The following is a 26,020-nucleotide window of genomic DNA, read 5'->3' on the forward strand; positions in this document are numbered from 1 at the left end:
CAGTTTCCTCATGAAGCAGCTGGCTGAAAGAGGCATCTTTCCCAAGGCGAAGTGCGCATTATAATCCATAGATCCGCTCATTTTTTCTCTGCTTCGTGGCTCCGCTTATAATACTTTTTGTAATAACCGTACTTTCCATACTTTGAGTAGGATTTGTAGTACTTGCGGCCCATATAGTTGTCGTAGTCCACCTGATTGAGCACGGTAAAAATCGATGCTCTCGCCCTGCAGCAGGCGCGAGACTGCGTCGCGGGCGTAGCCGCAGCTTTCTTCCCTGCCATCGCCAAAGCCATGGGCAAGGCTGATCTGCATTTGGGTGGTGCCTACCGGGTTGCCCAGTATATCCAGCACCGTAACCTCTGCCATGGTGTCGCAGTCGATCTTGAGCTGACGGACAGTCTTGTTTTTGCTGTCTATCACGATCAGCCGACTGTCCATGCATTTTCATTATTTTCCGGCAGGAAATTTCGCATTTTCAGCCTTTAGGGAGCCACAGATAAACACAAACCCCCGGCCATGCAAAGTTCATCCGCACAGCCGGGGCCAATTGGTATTTTATTTGATATCCAGTTCAGGCGGCACATCGATCTGGTCCGAGACATACTTGCCGTTCTTTTTGCGCTGCCGCACGCACTCCGTCAGCAGATATTCGATCTGCCCGTTCACCGAGCGGAAGTCATCTTCGGCCCAGGCGGCAAGGGCATCGTAGAGCTTCGCGTTCAGGCGCAGGGGCACCTGCTTTTTTGGTTCTGCCATCAGTACAGGCTGCCGCTGTTCACGATGGGCTGGGCATCACGGTTGCCGCACAGCACCACCAGCAGGTTGGAGACCATTGCCGCCTTGCGCTCGTCGTCCAGCTCCACTACCTTGTTCTCATTCAGGCGTTCAAGGGCCATTTCCACCATGCCCACAGCACCGTCCACGATCATCTTGCGGGCATCGATGATGGCGCTTGCCTGCTGGCGCTGCAGCATCACGGCTGCGATCTCCGGCGCATAGGCCAGATAGGTGATGCGGGCTTCCACTACCTCGATGCCGGCCTCGGCTACATTCTTCTGGATCTCGTCCCGGATGCGGGCGGCTACCACCTCCGAGGAGCCGCGCAGACTGCCCTCATCGGCTACGCCGTCGCCGGTGGTGTCCACATTGGGAGCCACATCATAGGGGTAAACGCGCACCACATTGCGCAGAGCGCTGTCGCACTGCAGGGAGAGGTACTCCTTGTAGTTGTCCACATTGAACACGGCCTTTGCGGTATCGGTCACGCGCCAGATGACCGCAATGCCGATCTCCACCGGGTTGCCCAGACAATCGTTGATCTTCTGGCGGGAGTTGTTGAGGGTCATCATTTTTAGCGAGATCTTCTTGCTGGTCGATTCTGCGGTCTGGGGACTGCTGTTACCTGCCTTAAGCAGGGCCGCCATGCCGGTCTCGCCGCTGTTCACATCGCCGCTCTGGCTCAGTTTGGTGCCAGCTGCCGGGTTGACTGCGGTGCAGAAGGGGTTCACCCAGTAAAAGCCCTGTCCCTTCAGAGTGCCGATGTAATCGCCGAACAGGGTGAGCACCAGTGCTTCCTGGGGCTTTAACACCTTCAGGCCGCAGAACAGGAAGATGCCCGCCACCCAGTATGCGATGGACAAGATCATGAGCAGGATGCCCGGAAACAGGCTTTCGTCCAGCAGAATGATGCTGTAGAAAAACAGCGGGACGGTAACAGCATAGCCCAGCAGGGTGAGCAGCAGCATGACCATGCCGTTCTTTTTCGTCTGCAGAATTTTCTCTTCCATAACAGTTCCCTCCTTCACAAGGTGTGGAAGCGTTTCTTCGTGATATCAAAATAATATCACTTTATATCATTCTTGTCAAGTCCTCCGCAGGCAAAAAAAGAGCCGCCGCACAAACACTGTGCAGCAGCTCCTTTTTGTTTATCTTTTTATAATGTAAAGGACACTTGCTCTCAGGCGAAGGTCAGCACCACCTTGCCAGCGCCGCTGTTGCGGTCTGCAAGGGTATCGAATGCCTTCTGGAACTCCTCTGCCTTGAACACATATTTTACCGATATCTTTCCGAAGCTTCCCATATATTACTCTTCTCCGATATTTATGTACAGATCCGGCGTGATTTTTGCTGCATTTATTTTGATGATGAAATCACCCAACAACTGGCCAAGCAGAATTCCTGCCCCGTTTCCAACTGTTGTGATCAGAGCTGCATTATACATTTCCGGAAAACAGAAAATGCCAGATGCAGCCCATAGACACAAATAATAATGGTCTGCTGTCCATTTATCGCAATTTTCAAAAATAGTGCCTATTAAAACGGCATATTTGCGATATGCAGTTTGCGGATGTTGCTTGTGCATTAAAAACGCAAACTGCTATAAACAGATAAATCTCACGAAGCACTGTTTGAGAGAGAAGATAGCATAGCATATATGCTGAAAATACGATCAGCAAAAATCCGGAGCAAGTTTTATTTTTTGAAAATGTGTTCTTCATACGACGTTTGAATCCTATCTGCAATGTATACTGCTCATCTCCGCGTTTTCTTGTAAAGCAGCTTGGCAGCTTACTTCAATACGATTTCAACCGTTGGCAGCTTGCTATCCGTTCCGAGTTCATCATCTTCTGCAGCTCTATAACCGGTAACATTTATTGAATACATATAATCTAAAATATCCAGATCTTCTTCATCCTCGGGAAGTTCAACTTGAAAAGTTTCAAACTCAAACACATAAGATGTTCCTTCAATCAGTTCGCCTGTCAAGTCCTTCTGGAAATGAAGCAAAAATGGCCTGTCCTGAAAGAAGTGAACAACGGCAATCGTTTTTCCCGGAAGTGCGTAATAATCAGGCAGGAGCTGCTCAACAGTAGCTGTAAAAGAACCCGAAAACTGCGCAAATCGCTTTTTATTTCCGGTCACTTGCTGTTTTCCATCATGATACCCTGCTTCGTAGCCAGCAGTGTATCCCTCTTCGTAGTTCGCATTACATGTATCTGAACTTTGAGCATTTGTTCCGCAGCCAGATAATGAAAGTGCCAGCACAAGACAGAGAATTCCTGCAATCATCTTTTTCATACTGTTTCCTCCATCGAAGAGAAGAAGTCCGCGAATTTCAGAACACTATCTACTGTAGCTTAAATTTAATCCAAGTTTGTTCACTCGTCTACAAAATTTCTCAAAATCGTATAGCTGCATATAATTTCATAAAAATTTGTAGCACAATCACGATACCCCGCGCAATGATTCTCAGGTTTATATAACAAAAAAGGGGCTGTTGCAAAATAAAAATGCGATAGCAATTTGCACAAACGAATCTACAAACAAAAAATCCCCCTACACTGGCCGATGAAGTCAGCGAAGGGGAATTTTGTATGCCGCCGGAGCGGCGAAATGTAAAAAATCAAGAGCGGAACTGCAAACGGTTATCGGTCTTGGCAGAGACGGCACGGTCAATGTATCGCAAATATACTATTTGTATGTTGCGTTAATTTTTATCTTGTGACGGTTTTGCAATAAGACCAAAGTGAATTTTTATTTTTGGATCATAAAACGGAACGAGGTTCCCTTCTCCACCGCAAAGCAGGTGTCCGCATGGGGCTTTGCGCCCCAGCTATTATCGCCGCCCACGCCCCGCTGGAAGGCCGCGCAGCGGACAACAGTCTTGTTGTCGTCCCTGGGCAGTTCATAGAGGTGGCGGGCGTTTTCCAGCTCATGGGGCGTATAGGGCAGTGCCGAGAAGGTCATGCCGTCCCCTGCAAAACCGATACCCGGGATGCTGCCGGTGACAGTTGCACTGTACACGCCGGTGCGGCTGCCGCACTCCTGCGGATAGACCGGAGTGTACTGGGCAAAATCCTGCCGGACGTTGTAGTTCCACACACCCATCTTACCGCCTGCGGTGCGGTCAGCGGTGGTCTCCCGGGGGCCAAGCCCCAGATAGGAGACCTCGGTCAGTTCCCGCCGCAGCGGGAAGAGCAGCCCGAACTCCGGCAGTTCGGTGTGCTCGCCCTGCCATGTCATAGTGATATCGCAGCGACCTGCGCCGTCGATGGCAAAATCAATGGGCAGCGTCTGCCCATCTGGCAGGGTGTAGTTTGCGCGGACGGTGACGAACTCACCCTTTGCTTCGGCAGTCAGGTTATCGCAGCGGGCATACAGTCCAGCGGTTTTCCAGAAGGCAGATGCAAACGGCTCTGCGCAGCCCTCGTCGTTGTTGGTAGGCGCACGCCAGAAGTTGGGGCGCACGGTATCGTCCAGCAGCTGCACGCCGTTATAGCGGATGGACACAAGCCCCTTGCCCCGGCTGAAGATGTACTCAAAGCCCTCGCCCTTTACGCCGATGTTGTAATCCATCTCCACCAGCTGCGGGGCGGGCAGGGTCAGCCGGGCAGTGGTGTGGTCGTGCCACACCTGCCCAAAGGCGGCTTCATAGCCCGCCGTGATTCCGGGCAGCGCAGCCCGCTGGATAGCGGTAATGGTCATGCAGGAAAGCCCTGTTTCCGGCAGAGCGAACGGGAACACGATGTGCACAGTCTTGCCGGGTGCGCAGTCTGCCCGCAGTACCGCGCGACGCTCCGGCTTGCCGTTGACCGAGGATGCAAACACAAGGTCGTAGGCGTTCAGGTCGGTAAAGAGGTTCCGGTTTTCAATCACGGCTTCGGTGTCGGTCAGGGTGATTTTCAGCGGCGCGTATGCCGCCTTGACCGCATCCATCTTGGGGGTATTGCGGCGGTCGGGCAGCACAAGGCCGTCCACGCAGAACTCCCGGTCGGTGGGGCGGTCGCCAAAGTCCCCGCCGTAGGCAAAGCCGGGCTTGCCGTCCGGTTCTGTCACCGCGATGCCGTGGTCCATGTACTCCCAGATAAACCCGCCCTGATACAGCGGCTCTTCGTAGGCATACTCGGTGTAGTCGGTGATGCCGCCGTTGGAGTTGCCCATGGCGTGGCTGTACTCGCACATGATGAAAGGCTTTTCCGGGTGCTCTGCCAGAAACTTTTTGATGTCCGCCACCGGGGTATACATCTGGCTTTCCATATCGGAGGTGGCGGGGTATTCCCGGTTCCAGAAAATGCCCTCGTAGTGCACAAGGCGGCTGGGGTCGGTGTGGCGGAAGTATTCGCTCATCTCCCACAGGGTCTTGCCGCCGTGGCTCTCGTTGCCGCAAGACCAAATGAGGATGGCCGGGTGGTTTTTGTCCCGTTCCAGCATGGCTTCGGCCCGGGCAAGCACATTCTCCCGCCACTCCGGCCGGGCACCGGGCAGCGTCCATTTGTCCGAGCCGTCCGCACCCAGCTTCTGCCATGTGCCGTGGCTTTCCAGATTGGTCTCCCCGATGACATACAAGCCGTATTCATCGCAAAGCTGTAAGAAATACGGGTCGTCCGGGTAGTGACTGGTGCGCACGGCGTTGACGTTGTGGGTCTTGAGGTTCTGCACATCCCACAGCATCTCTTCCCGGCTGACGGTGCGGCCGGTGCGGCAGCTCCACTCGTGGCGGTTGACCCCCTTGAACACGATGCGCTTGCCGTTCAAAAGCATCTGACGGTCTTTCAACTCAAACCTGCGCAGACCGACCTTCAGCCCGGTGCGTTCCACGAGAGCACCCTCGCGCAGCAGGGCAATTTCTGCCTCGTACAGGTTCGGCTGTTCGGCGCTCCACAGGGCAGGGTGCTCCACCGCAAAGGTAAAGGAAACATCCTGCACGTCCTCCTCCACATCCGGGTCAGCCTCGCCCTTGCCGAACACCACACCGCTGTCGTATTCGGCAGGCTCACCCACCTCGGCAGACTGCTCCTCGCCGTCAAACACCACCGAGATGGTGCCTGCGCCGCTGACCTTGCAATCAAAGGTGACGGTTGCGCTGGAAAAATCATCTGCAAAACTCTGCTTCACAAAGACATCCTCGAGGTGAACTTCCGGTTTTGTGAACAGCTCCACCGAGCGGAACAAACCGCTCATGCGCCAGAAATCCTGATCTTCCAGCCAGCTGCCGGAGCAAAAACGATACACCTGCACAGTCAGGGTATTTTCGCCGGGGTGGATGGCGGCGGTCATATCAAATTCAGCGGGGGTAAAGGTATCCTCGGTGTAGCCGATGTACACCCCGTTGCACCAGACGGCGGCGGCGCTGTCCGCACCGTTCAACCGCAGGTAGCAGCTTGCCCAGTTTTCCGGCAGGGTGAAGCTGCGCCGGTACTCCCCGATGGGGTTATACGCCTGCGGGATCTCGCCGGGATGCAGCTTTTCATGACCATCCCATGGGTACTGGGTGTTGACGTAATGGGGCGTGCCGTAGGGGTGACCGGGCTTTTGCAGACTCTGCAGCTGGATAAAGCCCGGCACGGTCAGGGTGTCCCACTCCGAGAAGGGGGCGGTGAGATTTTCTGCATAGCGGAAGCTCCACGCGCCGTCCAAGCTGACGACGAGCGGCATTTCTGGGCTGGTCTGGTCCGCAAAATGGGCGTGGAAAGGCAGGCGGTTCTGCTGAAAAATTTCCGGGTCGGCCAGCAGCGCCGGGGTGATCGGGTTATTCAAGGGCATAAATTTCACCTCGCAGCATAATTCTGCTCTCATTATAGCACAGCAAATAGGAAAATCAGCCGTACAAAAACGACTTTTTCCCGGAGAGAAGCGGCATCAGTATGCTTCGTCAAAAATCTCGGTATCCAGCTCTGTATGCCCCTTGGGGATGTGGTACTTTACGGCAGGCAGGTGGACGTTGGTAAAATACAGGCTGGTGTTGGGGTCACAGCCAATGACAACGGCCTCTCCCCTGCCTGCCACGGCACTGCGCAAGGTATCGCAGCTGGCGGTGGCAAGGCCATCCTCGGCGCATTCCTTGTAGTCCGGCGCAAAATTGGGCACGGCAAAGCCGCAGTCGTAGGCATCGCATTCGTATATGCTGTCAATTTCGTGGTGGCGGCGGTGGCCGGTGGAAGTGGGGGTAATGGTGGTGGTCACCTCAATGCCGGGGAAAGGTGACCACTGCGCAGTCACAGCCCCTGCTTCAATTTTCCACGTTTTGCTCACCTTGCGCACAAACACATTGTCGTCGATGACAAAGGCCAGCATACTGTCCGGTGCAGCCTGATTGAGCACCTCACGGCTGCGGGAGGCGCAGAAGCCAAAGCGGGTATCGTAGGCAAATTTTGCGTACTTTTCCGGGAACTGCCCATGCCCGTGTCCCTCGTTGACACCGGCGGCGTAGGCCGTCACCCGGCCTGCACGGCGCTGCACCAGCATATTGGCGTAGGGCATGGGTTTGAGCCATTCTAATGCGGGCATGGGAGCGGCCTCTGCAGACCAGAAGGGGTGGTCGTCCGGCAGAGCAAGCAGCAAAAAGCTCTTCATGCCCCAGTAAGGGCTGCCCGGGGCGTTGTACCGCTCGGCCATATACATCTGCGGGTAGCAGTAGCCGATGGTCAGAATGCCGTCCCGGTCGAACATCTTCTGTTCCAGCCACCAGTTGAAGTTGCGGACGATGAGCCCCTTCATTACCGGCAGAGGCAGCGGTTCCAACCCAGCCCAGATGCAGGCTGCCCAGAAGCTGTTCTGGGCAAACCGGTAGGTCAGGCTGCGGCCAAAGGGCAGCGCTGCACCGTTGGCATCGAACCAATAGACGAACTGCTGTGCAAACAGCTGGGCGCGCCGACGGTAGAGTTCTGCGCGCCGGGGGTCGGTGTCGGCGGCAAGCTTAGAGTACAGCAGCCCGTAATACTGGATGGCCCAAGGAATGTAGTAATCCTTCTGGATGCTGGCACCATCGGTAGACCAGCCGTCGCCGCTGTAATAGCTGTCGATCTTGCAAAGGCCGTCCTCCAGCAGCTCCGGGCTGTAGGACATCCCCACACTCTTGAGGGCAAGGTTTACCAGAATGCGGAAGAACTGCCAATTGCAGTCCGGGATGGTGTGGGCATTGATCTGCCCCAGCCATGCGGCAAGGTTCTGCTTTTCGGTGTCCGAAAGCGGTGTCCAGAGCTTTTCCGGCGCGGTGAGGATGCCGCAGGCAATGGCAGCCATTTCCACATAGCACTGGTCGTACTCCCCGGTAGTGCCCCAGTATTCGGGGTTTTCCGGGTCGGCACCGGCGGCAAGACCCTTGCGGTAGATTTCTTCAAATTGCGGGTCAGAGCCACCGCCCACCCAGAAGGGTACCAGTGCCCACAGCGGGCGGCTGAAGGCTTCCAGCTCAATGGCGATCCGGTTGTAGGTCACGCCGGTCTCGCCCAGATGCAGCCGGGCACAGCCTGCGGAATAATACGGTTTGAGCGGGTCGAGAAATTTGTGCATCAGCGCGGTAAAATCCGCTTTGGTCTGCAAGTTCATCACCAGTACATCTCCCAGTCTTTGGTCAGGCGGGTCAGCGCCTCCATGTAGAAATAATCGCCCCAGCTCGTGCATTCATCCACGCCCTCCGGGGTGCAGGTGTTGTAGGGGCTTTTTTTGCTGTAAGTGCCGTGGAGCAGTTGGCCGGAGCCCAGAGTGCCGGGCTTGACGGCATAGTGTGCCGCAAGGCTGCCCAGCATCTGCCGGGCCAGAGTGCGCCACTGGGCAGCTTCTGTTTCGTCCACATATTTTGCAGCCTCCAGCAGGCCGCAGGCCACGATAGCCGCCGAGGAACTGTCCCTCGGCTCGCCGCTTTCCGGGGCAAAGACCATATCCCAGCAGGGCACCAGATCCTCCGGCAGGCGGGAGAGATAAAACTCCAGCGCCTTGCGGAACACCTCGAGGAACTTTTCATCATGGGTGTAGGTGTAGCCGATGGCGCTGCCGTACACGCCCCATGCCTGCCCTCTGGCCCAAAAGCTGTCATCCTTGTAGCCCTGACAGGTGCGGCCACCCTTGGGGGTGCCGTCCGGATTCATGAAGAAGGTGTGGTAGGTGCTGCCATCCGGCCGGAAGGAATTTGCCAGTGTGGTTGCTGTATGCGCTGCCGCGATCTCCCGGTAGTGGTCGTTTCCGGTGGTCTCGCCGGCCCAGTACAGCAGCGGAACATTCAGCATACAGTCGATAATATAGCGGTAATTGTCGGGGTCATCCATGGTGCCCCAGGCCTGCAAAAACTTTCCGCTGGGCTGGTAACGGGTCAGCAGCTGGTCGGCGGCAGCGATGGCGGCATTTTTGCCTTTTTCGCTGCCCACCAGCTTCCACGCTGCCACGCAGGTGGGGCTGTACAAAAAGCCCATGTCGTGGTGGTCTACCTCCACCTTGCGGGCAATGCGGTCGGCAAAGCTGTCCACCTGAATGAGGGCAGCGGTCTTGAATTTCTCATCGCCGGTAGCCTCGTAGGCCAGCCAGATCTCCCCCGGCCAGAAGCCGCAGGTCCACTGATCGTTAGCGCAGCCGGGGTAGATATTGTTCACGCTGGAATGGTTCTGACACTGGTAGGTGTACAGCGGCAGATTGGTCTCCACCTGCTTGCAGGCATCGGCCAGACCCTGCCTTGCCTCGGCGTCGGTCATAGCGTGGTTTTGGTAGGTTTTCATCGTGATCACTCCTTAAATCCAAAGGTCGGAATATCGTGCCATCGTTGGCGCAAAAAGTGCATTCCCAGCTTGGGGCGGCGATCCCGGGTGAACAGACCCTTTTTGTTACCGTCCACCCGCATGGGGCCCTGCACGGTGTCGTAGTCTGCAAAGTTCCAGACAAATTCTCCCACAAACCACGGGCGCTTGTCAAACTCTGCATCCAGACGGCGGTAAAACTCCACCTGAAACTCCTCGCTGAACATCTCTGCTCCGGCGGTGTGCAAGCCTGCCACGGTGTCTGCGCCGTATTCGCTCATCATCACGGGCTTGTGCTGAGATCCCCAGAAATCCAGCTCCTGATTCAAGCCATAGCAGGCAGCGTCCATGTCTCCGGAAAGGTTGTACCAGCCGTAGTAGCGGTTGATGCAGACGATATCCATGGTGCGGGTGGTGATATCCCTGGTATAGTCGTTCTGGCAGCAGACGAGGGTGACCGGGCGATCCTGCGGGTCCAGCTGATGCGCCAGCTCATACAGCGGGTGCCAGTAGTCGTAGGCATCCTGCGGGAAGTGCTCCAGATCCGGCTCGTTGCCAAGGCTCCACAGCACCACGCAGGGGTGGTTTTTGTCCCGTTGGATCATCTCGGCAAGCACCTGCCGGTGATGCTCCGCAAGGGGGTATTCCTTGTAGGGGTTCAGCGCAGCTCCGCCGCCGATGCCCACCGCCGGGGTCTCGTCCATGACCAGAATGCCCTCCCGGTCGCACAGGTCGTAAAACTCCTCGGCATAGGGATAGTGGCTGGTGCGCACAGCGTTGGCGTTTGCCCAGTGGATCAGGTTCACGTCCTTTACGTTCAGCACCGGGTCAAATCCGCGGCCGTGGGCGGTAAAGTCCTCGTGCTTGCAAAAACCCTTGAAGTAAAACGGCTTGCCGTTCAAAAGCACCCGGGTGCCCTTCACCTCAATGCTGCGAACCCCAAAGGTCTGGTCGTAGACGTCTGCCCCACAGGTGATGTGGAGGGTGTACAGGTAGGGCGTGCCGGGTCTTGGCTCCCAAAGGTGCACTTCCGGGATGGTGATCGTGCCCGCTGCGCCCTCTGCCTGTGCTACGGCGTTGCCGTCAGCGTCCAGCACGGTGACATGGACAGGTGCGCCGCCGGTGGTTTTTACCGTGTACTGCACCGTGCCGTCCACGGCGGGCACTACGGTCACATCCTCAATGTACTCTTTAGGGGTAGTGTAGAGCACCACCGAGCGGTGGATGCCGGCATAGTTGAAGAAATCAAAGTTGGGGCGGTTCTGGGGTGCGGCGGCACGCTTTGCAGCCTCCACACTGGGAATGCCCGCATTGTCCGAGCCAAAGAAGGCCAGCTGCCCGTCCTCGTTGCCCACCGGCAGGGTGCTGTGGTTCACCCGGTTGTCGCAGGCTACGGTCAGCAGTGCAGTCTTGCCGGGGCGCAGCAGGGCGGTGACATCTGCTTCAAAGGGAGTAAAGCCGCCCTTGTGCTGCGCAATGAGCCGGCCGTTCAGCCAGACCTTTGCGGTGTGGGTCACCGAGCCAAACCGCAGCACCACCCGCTGCCCGGTGCAGAAGGCGGGCAGGGTGACCTGCCGCTGATACCACGCCCAGCCGTAGTGGCGGCGCAGGGCGGTGGTCTGGTCGTTCTGGTCGTTGTAGCTGGCAGGCACGGCGATGGGCTGGGCATCCGGCAGCGGCTCTGCGGGGTCGAACCGATTTTCCTCGCAGTTGCCCAGCATAAACTCCCATGTACCGTCAAGGCTCAGCTTCAGGCGAGCTTCATTCTGTTCAGGATATAACATAACGCATTTCCTCTATTCAAACAAAACTGCGGGGCGCAGGTACTGCCCACGCCCCGCTTACGGGTGATTTGTTTAACCCTTGATGCCGGTGGATGCCACGCCCTGCACAAAGTATTTCTGCAGGGAGAGGAACACGATCAGCACCGGGATCAGTGCCACCACAGAGGCTGCCATGATCAAGCCGTACTCTGCGGAATACTGGGTGATGAACATGCGCAGACCGATCTGGATGGTCTTGAGCTCGGTCTTGGTCAGATAGATCAGGGGGCCAAGGAAGTCGTTCCAGGTGTTCACGAAGGTGAAGATGGTCAGGGTGGACAGCGCGGGCAGGCTGAGGGGCAGCATGATGTGCCACCAGATGCCGTACTCGCTCAGGCCATCGATACGGGCAGCCTCACACAGCTCAGTGGGCACGCCCTCGTAAAACTGCTTCATCAGGAACACACCAAAGGCACTGAAGGCCTGCAGGCACATGATGGCCAGATGGGTGTTGTTCAGGTGCCACGAGCTCATCATCATGAACTGCGGCACCATGTAGGCCTGCCAAGGTACGGCAATGGTGGCAATGTAGCCGAGGAAGAGCACATTCTTGCCCTTGAACTGCATCTTGGCAAAGGCGTAGGCCGCAAAGGAGGAGGTGAACAGCTGCAGCAGGGTGACCACCACGGTGATCTTGACCGTGTTCTTCACAAAGGTGAGCAGCGGGATCTGCGTCCAGATGTCCACATAGTTCTGCCAGCGCGGATTTTTGGGGATCCACTGGATGGGGAAGCCGAACACGTCCTTATTCAGCTTAAAGGAGGAGGACAGCATCCACAAAAAGGGCAGCAGCATACAGGCTGTGATGACGATGAGGAAGAAATAGATCAGGAACTTGGAGATGAAGTTGCGGCGCTTCTGGGAAGCGTGGTCTTTAATAACAGCGGTTGCCATAGCTTCTTCCTCCTTTCTCAGTTATCGCCCTTGGAGCCGCGGAACTGGATGATGGTAACGATCAGCACCAGTACGAACAACACCATGGCAATAGCACTTGCGTAGCCGTATTTCGGGGTATTCACGAAGGCCACATTGTAGATGTAGTACACCAGCGTCATGGTAGCCGTACCGGGGCCGCCCTGCGTGATCATGTACATCTGGTCGTAGACCTTGAAGCCGGAGATGGTGAGCATGATGACCACAAAAAAGGTGGTGGGGCGCAGCTGCGGCAGGGTGATATGCCAGAACTGCTGCCAGCGGTTTGCACCGTCCAGCTCAGCGGCTTCGTTCAGATCCGGGTTGCAGCCCTGCAGGCCGGCCAGATAGATGACCATGTAGTAGCCCATGTTCTTCCACACGCTGAACAGGATGACCGTCAGCATGGCGGTATCCTTGCCGGCAGCCCAGCGGGGCAGGTTTTCCACTGCCACGCCGAAGAACTGGTTCAGGAGCATGTTGATGGGGCCCATGGAGGGGTTGAAGATCATATTCCACACCGCTGCCACCGCAACCAGCGAGGCAACGTAGGGGAAGAACGCCACGGTGCGGAAGAAGTTGCGCAGCTTCACATTCTGGTTCAGCAGCACGGCCATCGCCAGTGAGCAGGCCAGCGTCAGCGGCACAGTGCCGATGACATAGACAATGGTGTTTTTCAGCGCCGCCTGAAAGATCTTATCGGTGGTGAAGAGCTTTACAAAGTTCTTCAGGCCGATAAATTCGATGGCGTGGCGGCCGTCCCATGCGCAGAAGGCCAGCGCAATGGCAAACACCATGGGCACCAGCGTAAACACGCAGAAACCGATGAAGTTTGGCGCAATAAAGGAATACGCGATGAGAGAATCGCGGGTCGATTTTTTTAGCACTTTACGGGGAGTTTTATTCCGGACAGCAGCACTCGCCATAAAAGAGCCTCCTTTCCAGGAAGTATAACAGCTTACCAAAAAATGAGCGGGGCGGGCGCTGTGCATACCCGCCCCGCTCGGACAGGGCTTTTTCCAATGTGTGTTTATTGGAAAATAAATGGGGAATGAAAATGATGAAGAAGGAGAAACGCTAAGCAATGCGAGAAACGCTTTATCAGCCGAGAACTGCGGGAACCTGATCGTTCATGTTCTGGATGCCCTCGTCCACGGTCTCGCTCATGGTCATAATGGCATCGTGCTCGGCGTTCAGGATGGTCTCGATATCAGATGCATACTGGGTGTAGGGCATTTCCAGATAGACATTGCTGGTGGTCAGTGCATCCACGGAATTGCTGTCCTCAGGGAAGCCCTCGGTGGACTTGATGATCTCGGCGGTAGCATCGGAGCCGCAAGCCGGGAAGGTGCCGGTCTTGGCAATGGCCTGTGCGCCCTCCTCGGAGACACACCAGTTGATGAAGTCGGCAGCGGCCTCAGCCTTGGGAGAATCGGCGTTGATGGCCAGGCTGGTCACAGTGCCCAGCGTAGAACCGGCAGCTGCACCGGCGGGGTGCGGGTACTTGACGATGCCCCAGTTGAACTTGGTCTCAGCATCCTTCATGTAGGCTTCCAGCGTGGAGATGAACCAGCTTCCCATGTTGACCATTGCGCACTGCTGGTTCTCAAAGGCTGCGGAGTAGTGCAGAGAGGATGTCTTGAGGTAGCCGTAGTCCATGCAGATGCCGTCCTTCTGCTGGGCAATGACCATATCGTAGGTGGGCTTCATGAAGTCGTAGGTGCCGTCGATGATGGTGTTCTTGCCGTCCAGAATGGAGAACAGAGAAGCGGCGGAGCGCCAGGTGTGGTAGTGGCAGCCATAGACCTTGGTATCGCCGGAGCCGCTGGTCATCTTGCGAGCCAGAGCATCGTAATCTTCCAGCGTCATGTCGTTGGAGGGATACTCCACACCGGCCTTATCGAACAGGTCCTTGTTGTAGTACACCACCCAGAAGTCGCTGCGGAAGGGCACGGCGTAGAAGTTGCCGTCGTCGGTGGTCAGCTGCTCGATGGTGCCGTTGAAATCGCCGGCATCGCGGGTCAGCACCTCGTTCAGGGGCTTGAGGTAGTCCAGATTGATCAGGTTTGCGTAGCCGGGGATATCCTTGACGGTCACGACATCCAGATCGGCGCTGCCGGCCAGCTGGGTAGCCAGAACGGTCATGTAATCGCTGGAGCCAAGGTCCACCATCTCGATGGTAACATCCTTGTGGCTTGCCATGTAGCCGTCGGCCATGGCCTGCCAGTAGGGGGTGGACTCCTTATCCCACACCGACCACTGCAGGGTAACAGGGCCTGCGGCTGCGGATGCAGCGGTGGAACTGGCAGCGGAGGAAGCAGCCGTGGAGCTGGCGGAAGAGCCGCCGCAGGCGCTCAGGGCAGCAGCTGCGCCGCAGGCGGCGGCAGCGGTAAGGAACGAACGGCGAGAAATCTTTTTCATAAGTGTGTCCTCCTTCAGGGCAGTGTGTGTTTCGTGCGGCGGTGTCCCCCGTGCTTGGGAGCCGCTTGCTTTTGTTGACACTAGGATACCGCACAGGCGCAAAAACCGGAATGGAAAAAATTCTGGAACTGTTGCAGTTTTTCTGCGTCTTTTTGAAAAAGATGCACTTTCTTACACTGGGGTCTGCACTTTCTTGCTTTCTTGCACAGTTTACATCCTCATCGCAAGAAAAAAGCGTATAAAGCGCACAATTTTCATGCAAAAAGCCGTTGACAAACAGCGTCGGAATCAGTACTGTATAAAGGAAAGAATACAAAATATTACCGGAAAGGAGGCTCCGTCATGAAAAGCAGTCATCGTTTCCCGCTGCGGCGGCAGATCATGTGGGGAATGCGTTTTTTTACCCTCCTTACCTCGCTGGCTGTGGGCGCAGCACTGTTCATCCTCTCCAACCAGTATGTGCGTGCCAACTCTCTGCAGGCAGCGGAGTTCAACCTGCGGCTGGTGGCTACCTCCATCGAGACCAGTCTGGACAGCGCCGATGACCTTTTGAACTGGGCTTCCATCAACAGCACCGTGCGGCGGTACATCTCGCAGGAGGATGTCAATGGCGCCCAGACCATTGCCGCCTACAAAGCTGTGCAGGAAAAATACTATTCCAGCACCCTGTACAGCCACATCCTCCGCTTCTTTATTACCAACGAGAATGACCGGCATTTGCAGTTCGGCACGCTGAACGCCTCGGCGGCGCTCAACCGCACCAGCGTAAAGCAGTTTTTCTCCAAGGGGTACGGGATGCAGTTCACCACCGACCCGCTGCTGCCCGGCAACCCGGATTGCATTGCCATCAGTCAGCCTATCCGCTGCGGCAAGGGCACTCTGCACCGGGGCAGCACCTACCTTGCACTGGATACCGCCATCGTCACCGACCCGGCGGCGGGTTACAGCCTGACCGACGGCAGCGCGCTGTACTGGGAGACGGGCAGCCGCCTGTGGCAGATCGAAAATGGCAGCCTGACCGAGACCGAAAACCGGCTGCGGGAGGTAGCCTACACCCTGCGCACCGAAAGCAATAACGGCATGACCGAGCAGACCGCGTGGCAGGGCAAGGTGCAGCTGAACGGCCAGAGCTACTATGTTGTCAAGGTTACGCTGAACGGCCGCAGCGCGGCGCTGGTGCAGCTTTTGCCCGCAAGCACCTTTTTGCAGCACTACGGCGTGTACCTGTGGCTCATCGCCCTTGGCATAGCCATCATCTGGGGACTAAGCTTTTTTATACAGTATTGGCTGGAATTGGTCATCACCCGCCCGGTGGAGGCGCTGCAAAAGCGCATCGAGACCGTGGGCAGCGGCAACTTTGCCCCGGACCGCGCGGTGGAGTGGAACAACGAGCTGGGCGACATTGGCCGCGGCATCAACCAGCTTGCCGAAAACGTAGACAGCCTGATGACCCGCCGCGTGGAGGACGAGCGCCGCAAGCAGGAACTGGAATACCGGATGCTGCAAAACGAGGTAAACCCGCACTTTATCTATAATACCCTCAACAGCATCCGCTGGATGGCCACCATCCAGAATGCGCCCGGCATTGCCGAGATGGTGACCGCCTTTGCGCGGCTGACCAAAAGCATCTCCAAGGGTACCCAGAAGCTGGTGCCCCTGCAGGAGGAGCTGGCATTGCTCAACGATTACTTTACCATCCAGCAGTACCGTTACGGCGGCGACTTAGAGATAGAGGTCTCCCGCATTGAAAGCGAGACCCTGTGCTGCGACTGTCTGATCCCCCGGTTCACCCTGCAGCCGCTGGTGGAAAATGCCATCTTCCATGGGTTAGAGCCCAAGGGCGGCCATGGCAGCGTACTGCTGGATATCTCCACCGACCTGGAAAACGGGGATGTGCTGCTGCGCATTACGGATGACGGCGTGGGTATGCCGCCGGAGCTGGTGGCGCACCTTCTGGACGAGCCCACCGAGGAAGCCGAAAAGACTGAAAAGTTCCGCCATGTCGGCCTGTGGAACGTAAACCGCCGCATCCGGTATTCCTTTGGCGAGAGCTATGGCCTGACCATTGAAAGCGAAGAGGACGTGGGCACCGAGGTCACCATCCGGCTGCCCTATCAGAAGAAAGGAGACAGCCATGCTGCGGATATTACTGGTGGATGACGAGCCGCTGGTGCTCATTGGTCTGCAGGGCATGCTGGAATGGGAAAAGCTGGGCTACACCGTCTGCGGCACCGCCCGCAACGGCAAGCTGGCGCTGGAGCTGATCGAGCGGGAAAAGCCGGATATCGTCATCGCAGACGTAAAAATGCCGGTGATGGACGGCCTTACCCTTGCCCGCACCTGCCGGGAGCGCAGCGCCCTGCCCGCCTTTATTATGCTGACAAGCTTTGAGGAATTTGATTACATCAAGCAGGCCATGGGTGCCGGGGTGGTGGATTATTTGGTCAAATTAGACCTGACCCCCGAGAACCTGCAGACCGCCCTTGCCAAGGCCGCCGAAAAGGTAAAAAAGGAACATACCCTGCTGGGCGAAGTACCGGTGCAGGAAAACCTTGCCGAGAGCGTGCGCAGCTATCAGGAGCGGTTTTTCGTGCGGCTGTACGCCGGGCTGTTCCCGGACGAACAATCTTTGGAGCAGCCCTTGCAGCACATGGAGCTGGAGCTTACAAGCGACAACTACCTTGTAGCCAGCTGCGAGATCATTGCCAACACAGAGCTGACCCCCGCCCAGCAGCTGAAGCTGAGCTTTTCCTGCGGGCGTATGCTGGAGACCACTCTGCAAAGCTATCTGCCCTGCTATGTGACCGGCGCAGATGCGCTGCGCGGCAATGTGCTGTTCTGTCTGACAGCGCAGCAGGCGCAAAGCTACCGGACGGTGCTGCGCCCGCTGCTGGAACGCGCCAGCCAGATCCTATACAACTACTTCACGGTACGGCTGCTCTGGGCGGTGGGACGCCCCACCGGCTCGCTGCTGGGGCTGGCGCGCTGCTGCCGGGAAAACGCCCACCTGCAGCCCCTGCTCACGGTGGAACAGCCCATCCAGTTCGTAGAGGTCAACGAGGGCGATGCCACAGCCGGAAAGATGCAGGTAGTGGCACAGGTGCAGGAGTATATCAAGAATCACCTTTCGGAAAAGCTGACGCTGGCAGATGTGGCTGCGGTGTTCAATTTTTCGCCCAACTACCTCAGTCAGCTGTTTGGCAAATACGGCGACAGCGGCTTTGTGGAGTACATCACCGAGACCCGCATTGCTGCGGCCAAGGAAATGCTGGAACAGGGTGATTTGAAGGTCTACGAAATTGCGGAAAAACTGGGCTACGAAAGCGCCTTCTATTTTTCCAAGGTGTTCAAAAAGGTCACCGGGCTCAGCCCGCGGGAATATCAGCAAAGTATTTGAAGTCGGAGGCTTTTATGATACAGGAACAGCTTGCCTTTCTGCCGGAATTTCTTCCCGACTACCGCCCCTTTCCCCCTGCCAAAGAACGCCCCGCATGGCTGGCTTTACCCCCGCGGGCAAAGCAGCGCTTTTTGAAAGCCGGAGAAGCCGCGCTGCAAACACCCCTTGCGCCCCTGCCGCTCTCCCTCTGGCTGGATTTCACCCGCACCGGGCAGCGTGCCGCATGGGAGGCGGCTTATTTTTCCCGCCGGGCGCGGCTGTGCGCACTGGTATGCGCCGAGTGCGTAGAGCACAGCGGGCGCTTTCTGGATGCCATTGCGGATACCGTATGGGCGCTCTGCGAGGAAAGCGCATGGCAGCTGCCTGCCCACAACAGCTATGTGCGGGACACCCCGCAGCTGCCCCTGCCGGACACTTCGAAGCCTATTGTAGAGCTTTTTGCCGCCGAGACCGGGGCGCTGCTGGCGCTGACCCGCTACCTGCTGCACGACGAACTGGATACCACCGCGCCGGGCATTGCAGCGCGGATGGAGCGGGAGCTGAACGCCCGCATCCTGACGCCCTATTTTACAGGCCACTTCTGGTGGATGGGAAACGGTGCGGAAGCCATGTGCAACTGGACGAGCTGGTGTTCCCAGAACGTGCTGCTTGCCGTTTTTCTGCTGCCCACCTCGCAGGAACAGCGCTGCGCAGCGGTAAAACAGGCCGCGTATAGCCTGGACTGCTTTTTGAAGGACTACGGCGCGGACGGCTGCTGCAACGAGGGCGCACAGTATTATCGCCACGCCGGGCTGACCCTGTGGGGCTGCCTTGAAATTTTATCTGCCGTAGCACCGCAGGCCTTCTGCGCCCTGTTCCATGAGCCTAAAATCAAAAATATTGCGGAGTACATCTGCAATGTCCATGTAGAAGGGCCTTACTACCTGAACTTTGGCGATTGCAGTCCCCTTGCCGGGCGGTGCGGTGCGCGGGAATACCGCTTTGGGCAGGCCGTTGGCAGCGATGCTTTGCAGGCACTTGCGGCGGCAGACTTCCGTGCCGATGCCGACCCCGACCACCTGCAGAACCCGGACGGCAGCACCCACATCAACCTGTGGTACCGGCTCATCACCGCCTTTGCAGAGCAGGAGCTGATGGAATGCGCTGCAATTCCCCAGCATCTACCCACGGTGTGGTACCCCAGTGTGGGCATTTACGCCGCACGGCAGGGTCGCTGGGTGTTAGGGGCAAAGTTTGGCTCCAACGGCGACAGCCACAACCACAACGATACCGGCAGCATTACTGTATACAAAGACGGCAGACCGTTCCTCATTGATATCGGGGTGGAGAGCTACACCAAAAAGACCTTCAGCCCTCAGCGATACGAAATTTGGACGATGCAGAGCGCATGGCACAACCTGCCAACCTTTGACGGCATCCAGCAGCTGCCCGGCGCAGAATACGCCGCCCGGGAGGTGCACACCACGGAAAACAGCATCACCGCCGAGCTGGCAGGCGCGTACCCGCCTATCCCAGGGCTTACCACCTACCGCCGCTGTGTATCGGCCAGTGAACAGAGCATCACCCTGCGGGACGAAACAGATTATCCCGGCACGGTGGATCTGACCCTGCTCACCGAGCAGCAGCCTGCCGCCACCGCAGATGGCTTTGCGGTGGGCACGCTGGGCGGTATCCGGTTTGACCCGGAAAAGGTCGCTGCCAAGGTCACACCGGTACCCATCACCGACCCGCGCCTGCGCACCGCATGGCCGGAAACGATCTATAGGATCACCCTGCATTTCAAAAAATCACTGAATGTCGTGCTATATTAAGGAGAACCGCCATGGAGACCATCAAGCTGAAAATTCTGGACGAAGTGGGTCACACCCTGATGACCTGCGATGCCGACACCAACGTATCCCTTGTTTACACCAACTCCTACAAGCCCGGTGACCGGGTGGCGCTGGAAATCGACCATCCCGGGCAATACTGCGTCATTCAGTTTGAGGACACCATGCCCGAAGCCCTTGTGTATGTGGTAAAACGGGAGATCAATTTCCATATTCCATTCGGGGAGCAGGCCATCACCTACTCGCCCAAAAGCTTTGTGGGCAGCCGCCATGTCGTCCGCGCGCGCCTTGCGCTGCCGGAAGAAATTGCTGCACGTCGGAACTTAGCCTTCAACTGCTACGATGAGCACGGCGACACCGGCTTTTATCCCCACGCCAGTGCCAACGTGGAAACGCGCGGCGAGGCGGTGTTTGCCGCCCGCAACGCCATCGACGGCATCTTTGAAAACAGCGCCCATGGGGAATACCCCTACCAGAGCTGGGGTATCAACCGGGACCCCAACGCCGCCCTGACCCTGGATTTTGGCCGCGAGGTATTATTGGAGGAGCTGCGCATCACCGAGCGGGCAGATTTTCCGCACGACAACTACTGGGTAAAGGCTACGGTAGAATTTTCTGATGGCAGTCAGCTGGACATTCCGCTGGTAAAAAGCGCCAAGCCCCAGAGCGTTGCCTTTGAGCCCAAGCGGGTGCGCAGCCTTGTGCTGAAAGACCTCATTCAGGCCGAGGGTACCTCGCCCTTCCCTGCCCTGACCCAAATCGAAGCCTTTGGCACCGAGGTGAAATAAAATGAGCCTATACAATTCTCTCTATGAGCGGGAAGGGCATGGCATCAGCCCCAACGAGCCGGAGAAAAAGGGCTTTGCGCGCTTCTGCCAGATGGTCGGCCGCGACCTTGGTCAGCTGCTGGGCACAAACCTGATAGTCTGCGTGCTTTGTCTGCCCGCCGCGCTGGGGGTCTCGCTGGGCGTGACCCTGTTTTCCCTGCCGATCACGGTGGTGTGCAGTCTCCTCACCGGTCTGCTGGTCGGCCCTGCCATGCTGTTGCTGGCAGATTGCGCCCTGCGCAGCTTGCAGAACGACCCCTCCCAGTGGCTGCCCCGGGCAAAACAGACCCTTGCCGCCCACTGGAAATCTGCCTGCGGCTTTGGCTGCATTGGCACACTGGTGCTGGGGCTGCTGTGCTTTGTATCGGCCTTTGTATTTGAGGTCGCCGCACAGCAGGGCTACTACCCCGGCCTTGCCGTGCTGGTATTTCTGGCGCTGGATTTTCTGGTGCTGGCGGTTTTCAGCACCCTGTGCGCCGCTGTACTGCCGCAGCAAGCCCCGGACAGCCTGCTGCGCCGCGCGGGCAGACTGCTGCTTAACACACCGATCCGCTGCGTGGCGGCAGGTATCGTGATGCTGGCAGGCATCGGCGGCATGCTTTTGCTGTTCCCGGTCAGCGTATTCTGGGCAGTGCTGTTCGGTTTCTGGTTGCCCGGGCTTGCAGCCATGCAGACCCTGTTCCCCGTTTTGCGGCAAGAATACGGCGTACAGGTGCGCACCATTCCGCACCCGGCAGCGCCCGATAAGATCCTGACCGCGCAGGAGCAAAAAAGGCGTTCCCGCGTCAACTGGTGGTACTACAACTGGGGCATCGTAGTTGTGGCGGCTATGGTCATTGTAGGTGCAGCGTATGTGGCACACGGCCTGCTGACCGCCGTAGACCCCGATTACACCGTGGCGGTGGTCACGGCAGAAGCCCTGCCAGACGATGCGGTGCAGCGTCTGCAGACTGCGCTGGCGGACTATGCGGACGATGCCAACGGCGACGGGGCTGTGGTGGTGCAGGTGAACAACTACACATGGAGCGCCAACGCCGCCCTGACCGACATGAACGGCCAGATGGCTGGTGCCACCCAACTGAACACCGATCTTGCCAACGACGAAAGTACAATCTGGATCCTCGAAGACCCAGAGGGCTTTGAGCAGGCTTATGGGGCGCTGAGCGAAAAGCTGGGTGCCGACTGGGCCGGACAGCTGATCGACTGGGACGAGCAGCCGGTACTTTCCGCTCTCGATCTTGGAAGTTATAACACCACTACCGATGGTAGCCAGCGCATTGCTGTACAAAGCTGTTTTGCTGGCTGTAAAATTGCGATTTTTGACAGGGAAGATCGTTTATGGCGTTCTTTGAGCTCTTGATTCAATTGTTAATCCATAGCCGTCCTTTTTGTCAGTTTTTATGCAGTGTGGGTTGCTCCCCATGTAGACAATCGGCAGCATTTTGTGCTATATTAGCAACAACTAACCACTTTTGCACAAAGGAGCTCCTAATGAATCAAATATCCGATCTTCCTAATCCACTGAAAATTTTATTTCAGGAATACAATCAAGGCCAAATCGAGTCTGTCGGCTTCCGCAGCTTTACTCTGCACGCTGGTGAGAGCAATAGCTACCGCACACTGAAAAGTGCACTGATCGTCCCAGTGTCAGGCCGGGCCATCTTCTCATTCGAGCACGAACCATTTATTGCCAAGCGAGGACTATTCCTGCACGGATGCCCCAACAAGACCCTGACCATTTCGGCCATGGGCGAGCAGGATTTCCGCTACATCAATATGTACTACGAAAACGATCGCCCGTTGCTGTTCTCCCACAAGCTCAAAAATCCGGAACAGACTTTTTCCATTCTGGAGCAAATCTTGAAGCTCCACCCGGATGCTGACATCCGTAGTCAGTACCAGCAGGAAAAGCTGACAGAAGAGTTCTTCGCCCAGATTTTTGCAGATTTTCAGCCCGAGGAAACTTAGTAAGATCACCCCTCACGCTAAAGCGGAAAAGAAAAAAGCATTGCTTCCCAATGAGGTTGATATTCTGATGAATGTAGTTGTAGAACCACGCGCCCGCGTATTCTGCGCCCTCTGTCTGTACTGCGGGCTTCGTAAGGAAGAAGCACTTGGATTGCAATGGTCGGACATTCAAAGCAGCTCTCTGACCATCCGGCGCGCTATGCTATGACCTTTCTGAACAACCAGCAAGACCCTGTAGATGATTTCAAAACAAAGACCGCACACAGGGTCGTTCCTATCCCGGACAAGCTCAGATTCGTCTTGCTTGAAACACCACACTTGAGCCGGTATATCGTCCCAGCCGTCGATGGCGGAGATATGACCCGCTCCGCATTCACCCGGTTGTGGAACTCTCACGTTGCGGCCCTTGTGCCGTTCTCCCTGCATCCCCACATGCTGCGGCATACCTACGCAACGACACTTTATCGTGCAGGGGTAGACTTACGCACAGCACAAAAACTTATGGGGCACAGCAGCATTCAGGTCACCGCCGATATTTATACTCATCTGGAACAAGAAGACTCGCTCCATGTCGCTGATAAACTTAACGAGTATCTTTCCTGCAAATCGGAAAACTCCGCAAAAAGTAGTCAAAAGTTAGTCAAGCTCGCCATTTGACACAAAAAAGAAGCCACACAGCACGTTTTTCAACGCTACTGCGTGGCTTTTCTGGTGCACCTCGCGCACTCATATCCGAACTTTTCTCCGCTTTCACGGCTTCCCCAAAAGCGACCGTTTCCGTACCTTCCTTATAATTAAAGGTAATGAGAACCTTATCATCGTAGAGATAGATGGCATTGATGAAGGTGTCCACCAGCGCCTGCCGCTGCTCCGGCTGGGTCATATCCAGCTTGCGGAAGCGGAGCAACCAGAACCGGACGAATTCTTCTTTCATCTTCGGTTTTGCCAGCCGTTCCTCTGCAATGCGGGCTTGCAGTTCTTTCCGCTGCTCTTCCAGAGCTTCCAGCCGCTCCTTGGTGGAGCTGGTCAGAATGCCCATCTGGATGGCATTCAGCATATTGGTGATGCCGACTTCCGTTTCCCGCAGCTGCTTTTCGTAGATAGGCAGGTCTGTGCTTTCCTGATTTTGCAGCTCCATGACCTTGGCAATGATGGCATTCATAGAAACGTCATCTTCCACCAGCTTCATGGTTTCGTTGACCACCAGATCTTCCAGCCACTGTTTCCGCACTGCCTTTTTGTCGCAGGTCTTTTTCTTCTTGGCAGCAGCACACTTATAATAGGTGTACATCTTCCCGGTGTGGCTGACACCGCTTTCTCCGAACATCAGTGCACCGCACTTGCCGCAGTACAGCTTGGTGGTGAGCAGATAGCTTTCCTCTGCCTTATGACGGGCAGGGGCTTTTTTGTTTTTCGCCAGCTTTTCCTGCACCTTGTTGAACAGGTTCGCGTTTGCGCAGCGAAGCGGAGCAATGAAAGCCCCAGTGGGGCTTTCAAGCGACAGAACGGTCTTGCGCAGCAAGATGGAGGGGCCTTACCCCGACAAGTTCACCTGATACGAGAGCCGGAATCGCATTAGGCTGTACCACATCCCGCAAACGCAATTCGCCGATGTACCGGCGATTACTCAGCATCCGCTGAATCGTATTGTAGGTCATCTCCCCGCCCATTGAATTTTTGATGTTGTGTGCCTTTAACCAATCCCGCAGGTCAGTCATGGTCGCACCGTCTGTATACTTCTGGAACGTCTGCTCCACATACGGAGCCAACAACGGGTCGGGCTGGTAATGCCGGATCTCATCGATCATGTAGCCGAACGGAATCGTGCCGCCATTATAAATACCCTTGAGAGCGTTTTCGGTCATGCCACGCACGACCTTTTCGGACAAGTCAACCGAGTAATATTCGGCATAGCCCTCCAGCACCGATTCCAGAATGATACCCTCCGGGCCAGCCGAAATGACTTCCGTCGCCGACACCAGTTTCACGCCGTTCCGTTTCAGTTGGGTCTTGTACCGGGCACTGTCGTAGCGATTCCGGGCAAAGCGGTCGAGCTTCCAGACAATGATGACATCAAAGATTCCCCGCTCGCTGTCCTTAATCATCTGCTGGAACTGCGGTCGATTATCCGTTTTTGCAGAAACGGCACGGTCGATGTAGTGCTTCACCACCGTGAAGCCGTTCTTCTCCGCATAGGCAGTGCATTCCCGAATCTGACCTTCGATGGATTCTTCTCGCTGGCTGTCAGTGGAATAACGAGCGTAGATCACGGCGGTCATGGCAGGCACCTCCCATTTATCCATCATTGAACGGTGGAGCGTTCTTTCAAAATAGTGTTTCGTATAATGTATATACCACAGTTTTTAACTGAATGCAAGACTTTTTCCCAAATAAAAGCCGCCCTCATTCTCAAATCGTCCAGTTCTGGCTTGCCGACTGCAGATCCACCATGTGGGTGTACAGTCCCTTCCGGGCGTACAGCTCTGCCGGGCTGCCCTGCTCGGCCACGATGCCGCCCGACAGCACCACCACCTGATCCGCACCAGCTACGGTGCGCATCCGGTGGGCGATGATGAGGACGGTTTTATCCTTGATAAGTCGTGACAGTGCTTCCTGAATGGCTGTTTCGTTCTCCACATCCAAACTGGCGGTGGCTTCGTCCAGCAGGATGATGCCAGAAATACCATGAGCGCAGTAAGAACCGTAATTTTCATTTCGACTTTACTTTTCTCCTTCACGTCCGCAAATATGGCAGATCATTGCATTCCCGCGTCGGGGTATTTGATGAGGCCATACAGCGAGGAGCATCTCCCATGTATTGTTTCAAAGTACGGTAACGATCAGGGCTGTCAGCGCGGCGATCGCGGCAAACAGCGGCATTCCGTGCAAAAACGATTCGATATGCTTTTTCGGATCCTGATAGTATTTCTTCTCCGGCAAAAACGAGAAACGGATGCGTTTTGTACTGCGCCACCAGAGCAGATCGATCACAAGGAGATCGAACAGGCCCAATCCCTCGCCGAATGCAAGGAAGTACCAAAATGCTGACAGGTAATTGTTTAGGCCCAGCACACTTTTCAACGCAAGCCCCAAAACGGAAAACACCACTGTAAACAAAAGAAGATTACTGAGCAAAATGGCAGCGGTGGATTTTGCCTTCGGAACTGCTTGCCCAAGCTGAGGGTCGCTTTGCACACGGGTCTGAACCTCATCGGGATAGGAACGCAATCCGATGAGATTTTTCCTGTCCGTGCCTGTTCCGAGAAAGCATACGCCCCAATACAGAAAATAAAATACAGCGGCGATCATGATTTTCATATATATCTACGCTCCCATT

Annotated in this window: 23 protein-coding genes and 1 pseudogene; 7 read left to right on the forward strand and 17 right to left on the reverse strand. The window is 56.3% G+C overall.

What is annotated here, in order from left to right; translation table 11 throughout:
• Positions 1 to 105 precede the first annotated feature (105 nt).
• From DXA66_RS08805 to DXA66_RS08860, 13 genes are all read right to left on the reverse strand, one after another.
• Complete coding sequence (locus DXA66_RS08805) at positions 106 to 438, reverse strand: hypothetical protein (RefSeq protein ID WP_118528243.1); 333 nt, start codon at positions 436 to 438, stop codon at positions 106 to 108.
• Positions 439 to 555: 117 nt separating this feature from the next.
• The gene (locus tag DXA66_RS08810; RefSeq protein WP_005940562.1) at positions 556 to 756 is read right to left on the reverse strand and encodes a PTS ascorbate transporter subunit IIC; all 201 of its coding nucleotides are present in this window, start codon (positions 754 to 756) and stop codon (positions 556 to 558) included.
• The gene (locus DXA66_RS08815; RefSeq protein WP_118528245.1) at positions 756 to 1,787 is read right to left on the reverse strand and encodes an SPFH domain-containing protein; all 1,032 of its coding nucleotides are present in this window, start codon (positions 1,785 to 1,787) and stop codon (positions 756 to 758) included. Before DXA66_RS08815 ends, DXA66_RS08810 begins: the two co-directional genes overlap by 1 nt.
• A 170-nt stretch (positions 1,788 to 1,957) precedes the next feature.
• Positions 1,958 to 2,080 (reverse strand): hypothetical protein, encoded by a 123-nt coding sequence (locus DXA66_RS14675; protein WP_256372187.1) that lies wholly within the window; start codon positions 2,078 to 2,080, stop codon positions 1,958 to 1,960.
• A gap of 3 nt (positions 2,081 to 2,083) precedes the next feature.
• The gene (locus tag DXA66_RS08820; protein ID WP_242959396.1) at positions 2,084 to 2,362 is read right to left on the reverse strand and encodes a hypothetical protein; all 279 of its coding nucleotides are present in this window, start codon (positions 2,360 to 2,362) and stop codon (positions 2,084 to 2,086) included.
• Positions 2,363 to 2,568: 206 nt separating this feature from the next.
• Positions 2,569 to 3,078, reverse strand: a complete 510-nt coding sequence (locus DXA66_RS08825; RefSeq protein ID WP_243089072.1) for a hypothetical protein — start codon at positions 3,076 to 3,078, stop codon at positions 2,569 to 2,571.
• A 456-nt stretch (positions 3,079 to 3,534) separates the two neighbouring features.
• Positions 3,535 to 6,543, reverse strand: coding sequence for a glycoside hydrolase family 2 TIM barrel-domain containing protein (locus DXA66_RS08830; protein WP_118528247.1), 3,009 nt, complete (start codon positions 6,541 to 6,543; stop codon positions 3,535 to 3,537).
• 96 nt (positions 6,544 to 6,639) lie between these two features.
• Positions 6,640 to 8,328 carry a DUF2264 domain-containing protein gene (locus DXA66_RS08835; protein ID WP_118528249.1) on the reverse strand — a complete coding sequence of 563 codons (1,689 nt, stop codon included), beginning with the start codon at positions 8,326 to 8,328 and terminating at the stop codon, positions 6,640 to 6,642.
• Positions 8,328 to 9,488 (reverse strand): glycoside hydrolase family 88 protein, encoded by a 1,161-nt coding sequence (locus tag DXA66_RS08840; protein WP_118528251.1) that lies wholly within the window; start codon positions 9,486 to 9,488, stop codon positions 8,328 to 8,330. Before DXA66_RS08840 ends, DXA66_RS08835 begins: the two co-directional genes overlap by 1 nt.
• Before the next feature lie 5 nt (positions 9,489 to 9,493).
• A complete protein-coding gene (uidA, locus tag DXA66_RS08845; RefSeq protein WP_118528253.1) occupies positions 9,494 to 11,290 on the reverse strand; it encodes a beta-glucuronidase in 1,797 nt (598 codons plus the stop codon).
• A 72-nt stretch (positions 11,291 to 11,362) separates the two neighbouring features.
• On the reverse strand, positions 11,363 to 12,223 hold the full coding sequence (locus tag DXA66_RS08850; protein WP_097778345.1) for a carbohydrate ABC transporter permease: 861 nt from the start codon (positions 12,221 to 12,223) through the stop codon (positions 11,363 to 11,365).
• 17 nt (positions 12,224 to 12,240) lie between these two features.
• Positions 12,241 to 13,167: a carbohydrate ABC transporter permease gene (locus tag DXA66_RS08855; RefSeq protein WP_118528255.1), complete on the reverse strand. Its 927-nt coding sequence runs from the start codon at positions 13,165 to 13,167 to the stop codon at positions 12,241 to 12,243.
• 175 nt (positions 13,168 to 13,342) lie between these two features.
• A complete protein-coding gene (locus tag DXA66_RS08860) occupies positions 13,343 to 14,662 on the reverse strand; it encodes a sugar ABC transporter substrate-binding protein (RefSeq protein ID WP_097778347.1) in 1,320 nt (439 codons plus the stop codon).
• A gap of 342 nt (positions 14,663 to 15,004) precedes the next feature.
• Between DXA66_RS08860 and DXA66_RS08870 the strand changes: the two genes are divergently transcribed.
• From DXA66_RS08870 to DXA66_RS08905, 7 genes are all read left to right on the forward strand, one after another.
• Positions 15,005 to 16,822, forward strand: a complete 1,818-nt coding sequence (locus DXA66_RS08870; RefSeq protein WP_118528257.1) for a sensor histidine kinase — start codon at positions 15,005 to 15,007, stop codon at positions 16,820 to 16,822.
• Positions 16,797 to 18,059, forward strand: coding sequence for a response regulator (locus DXA66_RS08875; protein WP_118528259.1), 1,263 nt, complete (start codon positions 16,797 to 16,799; stop codon positions 18,057 to 18,059). Before DXA66_RS08870 ends, DXA66_RS08875 begins: the two co-directional genes overlap by 26 nt.
• Positions 18,060 to 18,073: 14 nt before the next feature.
• On the forward strand, positions 18,074 to 19,870 hold the full coding sequence (locus DXA66_RS08880; protein ID WP_118528261.1) for a heparinase II/III family protein: 1,797 nt from the start codon (positions 18,074 to 18,076) through the stop codon (positions 19,868 to 19,870).
• 11 nt (positions 19,871 to 19,881) lie between these two features.
• Positions 19,882 to 20,676, forward strand: coding sequence for a carbohydrate-binding protein (locus DXA66_RS08885; protein WP_118528263.1), 795 nt, complete (start codon positions 19,882 to 19,884; stop codon positions 20,674 to 20,676).
• A 1-nt stretch (position 20,677) separates the two neighbouring features.
• Positions 20,678 to 22,075, forward strand: a complete 1,398-nt coding sequence (locus DXA66_RS08890) for a hypothetical protein (protein ID WP_118528265.1) — start codon at positions 20,678 to 20,680, stop codon at positions 22,073 to 22,075.
• 131 nt (positions 22,076 to 22,206) lie between these two features.
• A complete protein-coding gene (locus DXA66_RS08895) occupies positions 22,207 to 22,683 on the forward strand; it encodes a hypothetical protein (RefSeq protein WP_118528267.1) in 477 nt (158 codons plus the stop codon).
• A 204-nt stretch (positions 22,684 to 22,887) separates the two neighbouring features.
• On the forward strand, positions 22,888 to 23,340 hold the full coding sequence (locus DXA66_RS08905; protein ID WP_158576358.1) for a tyrosine-type recombinase/integrase: 453 nt from the start codon (positions 22,888 to 22,890) through the stop codon (positions 23,338 to 23,340).
• Here DXA66_RS08905 and DXA66_RS08910 read toward each other — a convergent pair.
• From DXA66_RS08910 to DXA66_RS08925, 4 genes and pseudogenes are all read right to left on the reverse strand, one after another.
• Positions 23,324 to 24,205, reverse strand: coding sequence for a recombinase zinc beta ribbon domain-containing protein (locus DXA66_RS08910; RefSeq protein WP_371682334.1), 882 nt, complete (start codon positions 24,203 to 24,205; stop codon positions 23,324 to 23,326). The two genes, DXA66_RS08905 and DXA66_RS08910, sit on opposite strands and share 17 nt — an antisense overlap.
• A complete protein-coding gene (locus DXA66_RS08915) occupies positions 24,177 to 24,962 on the reverse strand; it encodes a recombinase family protein (RefSeq protein ID WP_118528273.1) in 786 nt (261 codons plus the stop codon). Before DXA66_RS08915 ends, DXA66_RS08910 begins: the two co-directional genes overlap by 29 nt.
• A 130-nt stretch (positions 24,963 to 25,092) precedes the next feature.
• A pseudogene (locus tag DXA66_RS08920) lies at positions 25,093 to 25,356 on the reverse strand (ABC transporter ATP-binding protein); the annotation flags it as partial.
• A gap of 150 nt (positions 25,357 to 25,506) precedes the next feature.
• On the reverse strand, positions 25,507 to 26,001 hold the full coding sequence (locus tag DXA66_RS08925) for an ABC transporter permease (RefSeq protein WP_112092004.1): 495 nt from the start codon (positions 25,999 to 26,001) through the stop codon (positions 25,507 to 25,509).
• Between the last annotated feature and the right edge of the window lie 19 nt (positions 26,002 to 26,020).

It is taken from the genome of Faecalibacterium sp. OF03-6AC (assembly GCF_003478175.1).
In the GTDB taxonomy this organism is placed as follows: domain Bacteria; phylum Bacillota; class Clostridia; order Oscillospirales; family Ruminococcaceae; genus Faecalibacterium; species Faecalibacterium taiwanense.